This is a genomic window from Paenibacillus sp. YAF4_2, assembly GCF_052113225.1.
Taxonomy (GTDB): Bacteria; Bacillota; Bacilli; order Paenibacillales; family Paenibacillaceae; genus Pristimantibacillus.
Genome location: NZ_JBFRCT010000006.1, coordinates 392,016 through 403,944, shown reverse-complemented (window position 1 = coordinate 403,944; position 11,929 = coordinate 392,016). Strand labels below are relative to the sequence as shown.

General features: G+C 47.6%; 7 protein-coding genes. 2 read left to right on the top strand and 5 right to left on the bottom strand.

The window, feature by feature from the left end:
• Both AB4Y93_RS16950 and AB4Y93_RS16945 read right to left on the bottom strand, forming a co-directional pair.
• On the bottom strand, window positions 1-4,592 hold a 4,592-nt coding region (locus tag AB4Y93_RS16950), incomplete at its 3' end, for a hypothetical protein (protein ID WP_441893922.1).
• A 131-nt stretch (window positions 4,593-4,723) separates the two neighbouring features.
• The gene (locus AB4Y93_RS16945) at window positions 4,724-6,016 is read right to left on the bottom strand and encodes a glycosyltransferase family 4 protein (protein ID WP_441893920.1); all 1,293 of its coding nucleotides are present in this window, start codon (window positions 6,014-6,016) and stop codon (window positions 4,724-4,726) included.
• Window positions 6,017-6,204: 188 nt separating this feature from the next.
• Here AB4Y93_RS16945 and asd point away from each other — a divergent pair, with 188 nt between their 5' ends.
• Window positions 6,205-6,987 (top strand): archaetidylserine decarboxylase, encoded by a 783-nt coding sequence (gene asd, locus AB4Y93_RS16940; RefSeq protein WP_441893918.1) that lies wholly within the window; start codon window positions 6,205-6,207, stop codon window positions 6,985-6,987.
• 304 nt (window positions 6,988-7,291) lie between these two features.
• Here asd and AB4Y93_RS16935 read toward each other — a convergent pair whose 3' ends face one another.
• The gene (locus AB4Y93_RS16935) at window positions 7,292-8,077 is read right to left on the bottom strand and encodes a helix-turn-helix domain-containing protein (RefSeq protein ID WP_167279552.1); all 786 of its coding nucleotides are present in this window, start codon (window positions 8,075-8,077) and stop codon (window positions 7,292-7,294) included.
• Window positions 8,078-8,414: 337 nt separating this feature from the next.
• Here AB4Y93_RS16935 and AB4Y93_RS16930 point away from each other — a divergent pair, with 337 nt between their 5' ends.
• Window positions 8,415-9,710 carry an aminotransferase class I/II-fold pyridoxal phosphate-dependent enzyme gene (locus tag AB4Y93_RS16930; protein WP_441893956.1) on the top strand — a complete coding sequence of 432 codons (1,296 nt, stop codon included), beginning with the start codon at window positions 8,415-8,417 and terminating at the stop codon, window positions 9,708-9,710.
• Window positions 9,711-9,939: 229 nt separating this feature from the next.
• Here AB4Y93_RS16930 and AB4Y93_RS16925 read toward each other — a convergent pair whose 3' ends face one another.
• Window positions 9,940-11,184 (bottom strand): ABC transporter permease, encoded by a 1,245-nt coding sequence (locus AB4Y93_RS16925; protein ID WP_441893917.1) that lies wholly within the window; start codon window positions 11,182-11,184, stop codon window positions 9,940-9,942.
• Window positions 11,181-11,927 carry an ABC transporter ATP-binding protein gene (locus tag AB4Y93_RS16920; RefSeq protein ID WP_441893915.1) on the bottom strand — a complete coding sequence of 249 codons (747 nt, stop codon included), beginning with the start codon at window positions 11,925-11,927 and terminating at the stop codon, window positions 11,181-11,183. The genes AB4Y93_RS16925 and AB4Y93_RS16920 overlap by 4 nt, the downstream gene beginning before the upstream one ends.
• Window positions 11,928-11,929: the final 2 nt, after the last annotated feature.

The window sequence follows — 11,929 nt, the reverse complement described above, 5'->3', positions numbered from 1 at the left end:
GATAGCTTATCACTAGTTATGCTCTCTTTGGCAAGCTTATCACTCGTCACACTTTCATCAGCCAGCTTGCTAGTTGTTATGCTGCCGCTCGCAAGCTTATCAGTCGTGACGCTTTCTTCCGCCAATTTCTCGGTTGTGACACTTTCGTCTACCAGCTTACGGCTCGTGATGCTGTCGGCCGCCAGCTTCTCGCCCGTCACACTTTCGTTTGCCAGCTTGCTAGTTGTTATGCTGTCATTCGCAAGCTTCTCAGCTGTGACACTTTCGTCCACCAATTTCTCTGTCGTGACACTTTCGTCTACCAGCTTACGGCTCGTGATGCTGTCGTCCGCAAGCTTATCGGTTGCGACACTTTCGTCTGCCAATTTTCTTCTCGTGATACTGCCGATCGCAAGCTTCTCACCTGTGACGCTCTCATCGGCCAGCTTATCGGTTGTGACACTTTCGTTTGCGAGCTTACGGCTCGTGATGCTTTCGTCTGCAAGCTTCTCGCTCGTCACACTTTCGTCTGCCAGCTTACTGCTTGTAATGCTTCCGTCTGAAAGCTTTTCACTCGTGATGCTTTCGTCTGCCAGCTTGCTGCTTATGATGCTTCCGTCCGCAAGCTTTTCGCTCGTGAAGCTTTGATCCGCCAGCTTACTGCTTGTTACGCTGCCGTCCGCAAGCTTCTCAGTCGTGACACTTTCGCCCGCAAGCTTGCTGCTTGTTATACTTTCATCTGCAAGCTTCTCGCTCGTCACACTGTCATCAGCCAGCTTACTGCTTATGATGCTTCCGCCTGCCAGCTTATCGGTTGTGACGCTCTCACTTGCCAGCTTGCTGCTTGTGATGCTCTCCTCAGCGATCTTCTCGCTTGTGACGCAATCATCAGCCAGCTTGCTGCTCGAGATGCTTGCTTCTGCCAGCTTATCGGTTGTGACACTCTCACTTGCCAGCTTGCCGCTTGTGATGCTCTCGTCCGCCAGCTTGCTGGTTGTAATGCTTCCGTCTGAAAGCTTCTCACTCGTTACGCTATCGTCAGCCAGCTTGCTGCTAATAATGCTGCTGTCCACAAGCTTGTCGGTCGTAACGCTATCGCCTGCCAGCTTCTCACTCGTAATACTCTCATCTACAAGCTTAAGGCTCGTTATGCTGTCATCTGCCAGTTTTTCCGTGGTAACAGATTCGTCGCCTAATTTATGGCTTGATACACTGCCATCAGCCAGTTTTGCATGGTCAATAATCCCGTCCGTCAGCTGCTCGCTCGCGATGAGCTTTGGCTTAAATTCGTTAAGAACATCCGCGCTCAAATGATCGAATGAGACCGTGCCTTTGCGAAGATGATAGCTTTGGATAGAATCTGCCTTAATATGCTTGCTTGCAATGGTCTCGAGCCGCAAATGATCGCCTGATACTGTATCTACAGCCAGCTTAGAGGATGTAACGGCCCCATTTTGCAGCTTACTCTCATCTACACTTCCTGGCGTCAAGTGCTTATCTTGTATGGATTGAAGCTGGATATGGCGAGAGTTGACCGAGAGGGATGAAAGCTTCGATTCTTGTACAGCACCATTGGCTAGATGCTCCGTACCAACAATTTCTTTCTGCAAAGCTTCCGAATGTACCGCTCCGCTTTGAATATGCGCCTCACCAATACTATTTGGTGCCAGCTTCGCTTCTGTGACTACTTCATCCGAAAGGTGGATGGAACGGACACTCTCTGCGCCGATATGAATACCAAGCACAGATTCATTAGCCAAATGCCTGCTCAACACCGTTTCATTACCGATATGGCTCGATTGAACAGCCTCTTTGGTCAGCTTTGATGCTGTTACCGAATAGTTGGAGAGAGCATCTGATCCTACTGCACCATTACGGATATGATTCGCATGAATAATACTATCCTGCAGATGCTCCGCGCTAATAGAGAGTGATTGAATATGGTCTCCTTGAATCGATAAAGGACGGATGAGTTCGGAGTAGATCGATTCCTCTGCAAGTTTACTTGCCGTTACGCTGCCATCAGCCAGTTTGGAGGCTGTTACGCTAGAATCAGATAACTTCTCTGTTGTGACGGATTCCTTGGACAGCTTGCTTGAAGTCACTGCCTGATCGACAATATGATCCGTATTAATAATGTCGTACGACAGATTCATCTCCGTAATTGATTGATAGCCCATGTGCTCGGAATGTATGATTCCTGCTTGCAGATGCTCCGATGTAATAGTTGAAGGACGGATTAATTCAGAATGAATAGAACCGGCCTCAATATGATTCGAAAGTATACTGCCATCGGCCAGCTTCGACGATGTCACACTGGAATCTGCAAGCTTATCACTTGTAACGGATTGAGAAGACAGCTTGCTTGTTGTCACCGAAAGATCAGACAGATGCTCTGTCTTTACACTGCTGCCTGACAAATGCTGCTCGGTAACCGCCTCATCTGCGAGATGCTCAGACTGAACCGTACCATGCTTCAGATGTTGACTATCAATAGAAAACGACTGAACGTGACCGCCATGAATGGAGGAAGACTGAATCGCCTCAGCATTAACCGCGCTTGGTGCAATATGCTGTTCATTCACACTGCTTTCAGCTAACTTCGACGATGTCACACTAAACTCGGCAAGTTTATCGGTTGTGATCGATTCCGGCGCCATTTTTTGCGAGCCGATGCCATAATCAGCCAGGTGATGCAGATGGACGGCATTAGGTGCTAAGTTGAATTCCGTAATCGCACCAAATGCGATCTTCCCACTTGTAATGGATAAGTCCTGCAAGGCGTCCGTACCAACCGCTTGATTCGCAATGTGCTGCTTCTCAATGAGCTTTGGCTTCAAATGTTCTCCGGTTACGGCTTCAGGCGAGATCGCTTCCTCTGTAACGGCACCTGGAGAGAAATGATAGGCCCGTATAGTCTCCGGCGCAATTTTTTGGAAAGTGATGATCTCATTCTTCAGATGGTTGGTTTCGATTGCTCCTGCGGCAAGCTTTGAACTTTTTATCGCGCCATCTGCAATTTTCTTATCGGTTACGGATTGATCAGCGAGTTGAGGAGTACCAACTGCTGAGTCGCTCAAGTGCTCCGAACCGATCGCTTGAGCAGCGATTTTTTCACTCTTCACCGAGCCGTCCTGTAATTGATCCCTGCCGACCGAGCTTGCTTGCAGATGTTGACGGGAAACGACTTGATGAGCAATATGACGCTGTTCAATTTGTCCGATGGAGATATGGTCCGAAATAATACTGCTACGGCCAATATGCCGGGTTTGAACCGCTTCATTAGCTAGCTTGATTGAAATGATGCTTTGATCTCCAAGATGCTTGCTGCCGATCTGTCCAGCAACAATATGATCGCCAGTTACAGCCTCAGGCTGAAGATGTGTAGAATTAACGGCTCCGGGTGCTATCCGTTCGGCGTTTACGGATTGAGGTTGAAGGGCCTCGGTGCCCACTGCCCCTTCCGCTAAATGCTCTTGTGCGATGGCGCCTGGAGCCAGGTGCTTCCCCAGGATAGCTCCAATCGAGACATGCTCAGCCAACAGCAGTCCTTGCTTAAGATGAACCGACTCAATCGTATCAGAGGCTAGTTTACTTCCCGTAATAGCTCCATCTCGAAGCTTGGAATGAGTTACCGAAGCCTCACCAAGCTTTGAATTAGTAATCGCTTCGTTCGCAATTTTCTCCGTACGGACGGCGCTGTTCTGAATTTTCTCCGAAGAGATCGATTGTTTGTCGAGCAGCTCTTCTGTAATTAGAAAAGATTGTAGATGCCTCGAGTTTATTGAGCCATCAGCAATTTTACTGGAGTCAATCGTCCTGTCAGCCAGCTTTTCAGATGTAATGCTCCCATCTTCCAGCTTGCTGCCGTTTATAGAAGAATCGACTATTTTGTCCCCCGTAATGGAACTGTCTGACAGATGATTGCCCGTTATGGCAGAAGGTGCAACTTTATTTCCTGTCACCGCTCCCGAGCCAAGATGAATGTTATTTACCGCATAATCGGCGATAGTAGATGATGTAACGCTGCCTGGACGCAAATTATCCGAGTCAACAGAATAAGAGGCGAGTTTAGCGCTCGATACCGCGCCATCCACAATGTCATCGGTATAAATAAACGGGAATGGTTTGTATAGATCTTGTTTTTCAACCAGTTTATCCAGCTTCTGATCATAAGTGGGCTCAGGCTGCAGCTCTGGTTCAGGCTTAAGAATAAGCTGTGGCTCGGGAACTGCATGATACGAAACGATTTCCTCTATAAGCCGCTCTGTTTCAGCAATGCTCACTTCAGCCGATGAGGAGGCATCGGCAATAAGGATCAATTCTTCCGTCAATGCAGGGAGTTCGAGCGTCTCCGGTTGAGGCTCCAATTCTACAGGAGCGATAGCGTTAATATTAACCGTTCTGTGTTCTGCCGGCATAGGCTGTGGCTGCGGCTGCGGCTGCGGTTGCGGTTGCGGCTGTGGGACAATACGATTAATTACAGGCTGCTGCACCGTATTTTTTTTGCGGGTTAATTCATCCAGCCACTTTAATTCCGAAGCATTGGGATTATCGACATAATAACTTGGCTTACGCCCTTTGGCGTTTTTTGACGATTTACCTTTAGTCATTGACCTCTCCTTCTTTCTTCCTCCTCAAAGTTATTTCACTATATGCTCCTACCCATGGGCTCGCTACACCGTTTTCTGAATAGACGAACAAAAGGACAGCAGGTGAACCTGCCGTCCTAGTTGCAGAAATCCTATTTATATTTAGACAAATTAACGTTCTCGAAGCACATCTCATAGCTGATTACTTCATCGTTTCCAGCCATATTCCCATGATTAGAGTCAGGAGTAATCGTCTCTTCAATAATCTCCTCATGATCATGGAATCTCATATCCTCATCATTTCTTTGAATCCTTAACCATCGTTTGGCCGTATGCTCCCATGTGAACAACTGCTCTACCCGTTCCCTGCTCCTCAGACCCATTTGCCTTCGCAGGGATGTATTATGAAGCAATAACAGCAGCCTCTCGGTCAATTCAGCCTTGATATTCTTTTGATTAATAAGATATCCCGTCTCGCCGTCTTGGATAATCTCTTGCATACCGCCTGCCCGTGTCGCGATAACTGGCAAACCTGTTGCCATGGCCTCCACGTTTACAAGCCCAAATGCTTCTCGTTTACCAGACGGCACAACAGCTAGATCAGCAGCCATAAACCATCCCGGTACCTCGGAATAAGGTACATAAGGCACGAACCGGATATGCTTCTTGTACCGTTCACCCATCTTCATTAGCTTGCGTGAATACGGAGTTGAACGGTGAGAACCGTAGAAGGGGCTGCCCACAATGACAACCAGAAGATCGGGATGAACTTTAGCCAGCTTTGGCACGATTGCCAGCAGATGATGAACACCTTTAAGCGGGATCAATCTACCGAGGAAAATGACAACCTTGCGATGGACAAGTCCTTTTTGTTCGCGATGGAATTTACGGGCTGTTTCACCCTCAGACGAATAACGGGATGGGAAACGTTTCGTCTCAACTCCCGGATACACGACGCGAATTTTATGCCTGGCTTCCGGAACTTTTGTGACCAGGTGAGTTCTCAAAAATTCACTATTTACGATAATCCGATCTGCCATTAAAAAGCTCTTGCGAAGACTTGTTTCAGAAATATGCCTTGGACTGATATAGGTAGAAGAATGTAGATTTAGCCAAATTTTAGCCTTGGGATTCGAACGTTTCAGCTTTAGCACGGAGCTAGGACGATTCTCGACTTGAATAATTTGCGGATTAAATTTCTTCAAGGCGTGTCCTACATCAACAAGATAGGATGATTTGTTGCCAGCAGGAAATCTCTCGCATACGACATGATTAACCAGGCTTCTGCGGGGCAAATTCCGCCCGATTTTCCCATATATACGAGGTTCAACATTAGGACGCAGCAAAGGAACGAATTTTTCTACAACCCGTTCAACAGAGCTGCTGTTCCCTGATGGGATTGGAAAGGCTCCAGGCGTAACGAATGCCACTTTAACAGGCGACATTTCGAAGGAATGCCTCCTTCGTAATCAATTTGCAGATAGCATACGCTAATCCATAGCTTCTTGACACAAGGTTGAGCGAACGCCTACGGTATAGCGGCTGGTACTATTGATTTGTAAAGCAGGTTGTGTCACACTGTTCGGAGAACATCGAAAGGCAAGTTGCAAGGAAAGGACGTGAAGGTGCGGGCATGATGGGATGGTTATTTCAAGCCATGACGGAACTTAGTTCGCGCAAATGGATTTCCAGATTAACCGGCCGCTTCGCACAATCGAAGGCTAGCCGAGGGTGGATTCCAAGATTCGCCAACATGTACAATATTCAAGTAGAAGAAGCGGAAAAACCGCTGCATGAATACAGCACATTAAATGAATTTTTCACCAGGCGTCTGAAGCCAGGTTCCCGGGTTATACATGAAGAGACTACTGCTCTTATAAGTCCAGTTGATGCTCTAATAACGGGCGCAGGTCCGATTAAATCCGGTACGATTGTGAATGTGAAGGGTCAGGACTATACGATCGAAGAGCTTCTCAATCGCTCCCCACGCGCGGGCCATTATCTTGAAGGCTATTACATCGTTCTATATTTAAGTCCAACCGACTACCACCGAATACATACACCCGTTGACGGACGTATTGTGGAGCGCGAGCATGTGCTCGGCAAAGTATATCCAGTCAATGACTTTGGTCTTCGGCGCATGCGCCGAGTGCTTAGCCGCAATGAGCGGCTCATTACATACATCAAGCATGCCACAGGCGAAACGGCCGTTGTCAAAGTTGGTGCAATGAATGTCAGCAGTATCCGGTACTGCGAGCCCATTCATGACAACGTGAAGAAAGGCGAAGAACTGGCTTACTTCGAATTTGGCTCGACAGTTGTTCTATTGACAAAAGATGATACCTTTGTACCCAGGCAGGATCTGGCCGTTGGATTAAAAGTTCGTATGGGCGAGAAGCTTGGGGAGCTGGTGTGAAGTGGATTTAGGTACAGTGGTAAACTTCGCATTTGAATGTTCTTCCGATCGCTGTTGTTTGGGGATTTCTTGAATTGGTTTATACGGAGACAATCCCCAAACAAATGCGAACGCTTAAAGCTTTCTGAAAGAAAGCTACTTCGTAAGCATAAGCTTCGCTTCTCCAGAATCATTCAAAGTGCTCCGTTTTTACTTTACCAATCCACTTATTTTATTAACAAAAGTGACGCCATATCTTCTCGAATGGCTTACAATAAATACAAAAGGCGCCGCAGGGACAAACACCTGTGGCGCCTTTTTGTGGTTAACGAATTTCGGATGGGCTGCGTCCCGTATATTGTTTGAACTGCCTGCTGAAGAAGAAGATATCCCGGTAACCAAGCGCATCCGCTACTTCGGTCACATTCATCCCTTCATGCATAAGCAGGTGCTGAGCACGCTCAATCCTTGTCCGGATCATGTAGGATTGCACGGACATACCAATCATTTCTTTAAATTTTACGGAAAAGTACCGCGGAGACAGCTGCGCGCGCATTGCTAGATCCTCGACGCGATGGGCAACACTCGGATGCTGCTTCACGAAATTCGCCACCTCATGAATGGCTTCCGTCAACTGATTACTTGCTTTCTTCTCAATTGGCAGCTCCCGATCCTCCCGAAGCAGATGAATCATCAACTGCTTAAGCACAAGAAGCGCTTCTTCCTCGGCTGCGTAGGTTTCTACAAGGAACAGCCTTACATAGCGGGACAATAAATATTCAAAGTCAACGGTATCGTTTAATTTGCGGTATCGCTCCGGTACAAGCTGTACAGGCTCGCGTACATCGAAATGGATATAAGTCAGTACAAGAGGCTTCTGTGGATTATGAGTAGCGCTCGTATAATCGCCGGGCCGGAATAAAAAACAGCTTCCCTTCCCGACCGGGTACGTCGTCCCGTTAACTTCCACTTCCCCTTCGCCGCTCCATACATAAAATAAATCATAGTTCGCCATCGGCTTTTCCCGCCGCTGCCATTTCCAGCCTGGTTCACAAACGATCTTGGCAATAGGCGGCAATTTAATGTACGAATCTGGAGATAAGTGCAGCATGGGTTTCCTCCTAAAAGGATTATGCATTTGTTTTCCTTGACCAAGTGTATACTTGGTTATAAGCAAACGTACTTCGTAAGCATAATCATATCATCAATCAGCCGGTAAGCATTACCATAACTTGTTGTTTTAAGTCGTTTTTCAGCGAAAAATGGCGTTCTTGCCGACATCATACAACAGCCTCAATCTCCCGCGCAAGCATTCTGAGACACTCGTTTGCACAAAAGACAAAAAAATTTGCATTTTTGGATGGTTTGCTTTATTGAAAAAATGTTATAATAGCACCCGATAAGCGTTAAATGACGAATTGATTTCCCGGAAGGATGGAATGAAGTCCATGAACCCACTTGCTCAGCAGTTGAATGAGACGCTCGCTACTGAATGTCCGAACGTCTATGACATGTTGTCCGCTTTAGGAAAAGCGATTTATTTCCCGAAAGAAGGCATACTCAGCCAATCCGCAGAAGCAAAGGCCAAGGCTAAGAAATTTAACGCCACAATCGGCATAGCAATAGAAAATGGCCAGCCAATGCACCTGAAGGTCATTCAAGACACGTTATCCTCTTACGATCCAAAAGATATATATGAATATGCACCACCTGCAGGTAAGCCGGAGCTGCGCGCTGCATGGCGCACGAAGATGATTAAAGAAAATCCTTCTCTTGAAGGTAAAAACTTCAGCAACCCTGTCGCTACGAACGCATTAACACATGGACTGAGTATTGTTGCTGACTTGTTCGCAGATGCAGGAGATGCTGTCATTATTCCGAACAAGAACTGGGAAAACTATGAATTAACATTCGGTATCCGCCGTGGTGCCCAAATCGTTGAATATCCGCTCTACAATGAAGATAACCGTTTCAACAGTGCTGGTCTGCGTGGAGCTTTACTCAGCCAGAAGGACAAAGGCAAAGCCATTGTTGTCCTCAATTTCCCGAATAACCCTACTGGTTATTCACCAGATCCACAAGAAGGCGATGAGATTGTTGCTGCAATCCGTGATGCTGCGGAAGCTGGTATTAATGTAGTTGTAGTAACCGACGATGCATACTTCGGCCTGTTCTTTGAAGATTCGATGCATGAGTCGCTGTTCGGCAAACTTGCTGACCTGCATCCGCGTGTGCTCGCTGTCAAAGTTGACGGCGCAACAAAAGAAGAGTATGTATGGGGCTTCCGCGTAGGCTTCATTACTTTCGCCTCTACTTCTGATAAAGTACTGGCTGCTCTTGAGCAAAAAACGATGGGCATTATCCGTGCTACGATCTCGAGTGGTCCACATCCATCACAAACCTTCGTTCTTCGTGCACTGCAATCACCAGAATTCGATGAGCAAAAAGCAGAAAAATATGATGTGATGAAGCAACGTGCCAATAAAGTAAAATCACTTCTGGACAGCGGTCGTTACGGTGATGTGTGGAGCTACTATCCATTTAACTCCGGATACTTTATGTGCCTCAAGCTGAATGGTGTATCGGCAGAAGCCCTTCGTACCCGTCTCCTGGACGAATACGGAATTGGTACAATTGCGCTTGGCGAAACCGATCTTCGTGTTGCTTTCTCTTGTATCGAAGAGCCTAACCTCGAAGAATTGTTCGACACCATCTACAAAGCAGTTACCGAACTAATCGGCTAATCGCTTCCTTCATAAAAAAACAAAAGCGGTCGTGCAGGTTCATTCCTGTACGACCGCTTTTTGTTTTTTTTATCACGGTTAAAATCAAACGTAGCATTTCGAATGATTCTGTAGAAGCGTAGCGTGCGCTTTTGTGAAGGGATTCCAACCCTATTCCAATTGTTCTAGGGAATCCCTGAGCAATGGCGCTCGGAAGAACATTCGAATGCGGAGTTTGCTCTTTAACCGTCTACTCTTCCTCGTCATCAACCAGCTTACGCCGTAACCGCCCCGGTCGAATGAACAGAACCTGCACATACGCGATCAATAGCGCAGCGACAGCAGGAAGAACGAGGCCTTGGACCAGCAGCATAATGGCAGCTGGCAGCCAAGTAAGAAAGGCAACAATCGCCATCGCCCAGCGGTCAACAAGCAGGAGACTGCTCATTCTCTCCGTCTCAGGCAGCGGATAAACATGGCGCCATACGGAGTATCGATGAGCATGTCGGAGGCCTGCAAGCTGCACGGCGATTAACTGCAGCAGTACGAGATACACCACCGCAGCCCCCCAGCCGGACAGCCAGCCGTCTTCGGCAAACCAATACAAAATTAATGCAAATAATACAACCAGCCGCAGCATGATGCCGCCAATCTCTGTTCGAACAAGTGATGCTGTATACAAATATACATAGGTAAAACGATGTAGATTCGGAATAAGCCGCAGGATCCAGGCTAGATATGATCTGGAGGCTGTACGAGAAGGCATTGTAGGTACATCAATAAATAGCCCAAAGAACAAATAGTAGCTTCTTCTCGTTCGAGCTTCTTCTTCAATCAGCCTCTCCCATGGGAACGAGTGCTTGTCCGGCATCCTGTACAGCAGGGTGAATAAGGCCATGAGCAGCAGCAGGAACAACGCGGCCTGCCATGGCGGGCAAGTTAGCAATACAGTCAGCGTCAGCGCATTTGCCGCCCACCGAATAAACCGGAGCAGCCGGCGGACACCTGACCAGGCCAGCTTTCTTTCCTGCCATCCTCCCCATAGATTTAACGCCCTTATTACAGCCGCAACAAGGAGTAAAATCCAGAAGCCTGCTTCACTATCTCCCTGCCGATAGATCGGCCAATAGAGCAGCAGAACAGCTGCACCCAGCAAGAAAGTCAAGACAGCCGAGCGGCGGAAGGATCTCCGCATATAGCTGCTCATTTCTGCCTCTCGAGGCATATGAAAGACAAGATCGGGAGAAGTTAACCAAGTCCGGAGCGGACTCCAGCTTAAGACGGGAAACATCGCAAGGATCCCTACAAGTGTAATGGGAAAATGCTCCGGTAAATCCCGAATCAGCTTTATGTAACCAAATGCCGAGGACAGAACGATAAATGACATAAATAACGGGAAACCGCTTTGCGCCATATAGCCGAAGTAAGGAGTTACTTCTTTGCGGAATTCACTCGACCTCTTCAGCCATAACTTCTCTATTAGTGCCCCGCTCATTGCTCAGTAACCAGCTTGTAAAAGGCATCCTCCAGCGCGCCGCCTCGCGCTTCAACACCTGCAGCCTGGCATACTTCATCCAGCGTGCCATATGCTGCAACTCGGCCTTGATGCATGATAATAAAACGATCACAATAGGCCTCCACCGTTGCTAAGATATGAGAGCTCATCAAGATCGCCGAGCCTCTTTTCTTCACCTCAACCAGCCTCTCCAGCAAAGATCGAATGCCAAGCGGGTCGAGTCCAAGAAACGGTTCATCAATCATATACAGCGGCGGCTCAGCGAGCAGTGCATTCATAATCATTACCTTCTGCTTCATCCCTTTGGATAAATGGGAAGCAAAAGCCGTACGTTTGGCCGTCATCTGAAATTCGTTTAGAAGTTGATCCTGACGCTCTTCGAATTGCGGTACCGATACATTATAAGCCATGCCTGTTAAGCGCAAATGCTCTACTACCGTCAGCTCATCGAATAATACAGGCGTTTCGGGCACATAGGCAAAAGCTGACCGGTACCGCTCTGCATTCTCCTCAAGCGTCACGCCATCGACTTTCACAACGCCCTGATGCGGCTTCATTAAGCCAAGGACATGCTTAATTGTAGTGCTTTTCCCTGCACCATTTAATCCTATCAAACCTACCATTTCCCCTGCCCGGACCTCAAAATTCACATCATGAAGCACGGGTCTTCGCGGACTGTAACCGCCAGTCAAGCCTGTAACTTGCAGAATAGGTTCGCTCATGT

Bases quoted from the DNA above. Each gene is read 5' to 3' on its own strand.
- AB4Y93_RS16920 (WP_441893915.1), bottom strand. From the start codon at position 11,927: ATGAGCGAACCTATTCTGCAAGTTACAGGCTTGACTGGCGGTTACAGT.
- AB4Y93_RS16930 (WP_441893956.1), top strand. From the start codon at position 8,415: ATGAACCCACTTGCTCAGCAGTTGAATGAGACGCTCGCTACTGAATGT.
- AB4Y93_RS16925 (WP_441893917.1), bottom strand. From the start codon at position 11,184: ATGAGCGGGGCACTAATAGAGAAGTTATGGCTGAAGAGGTCGAGTGAA.
- AB4Y93_RS16935 (WP_167279552.1), bottom strand. From the start codon at position 8,077: ATGCTGCACTTATCTCCAGATTCGTACATTAAATTGCCGCCTATTGCC.
- asd (WP_441893918.1), top strand. From the start codon at position 6,205: ATGATGGGATGGTTATTTCAAGCCATGACGGAACTTAGTTCGCGCAAA.
- AB4Y93_RS16945 (WP_441893920.1), bottom strand. From the start codon at position 6,016: ATGTCGCCTGTTAAAGTGGCATTCGTTACGCCTGGAGCCTTTCCAATC.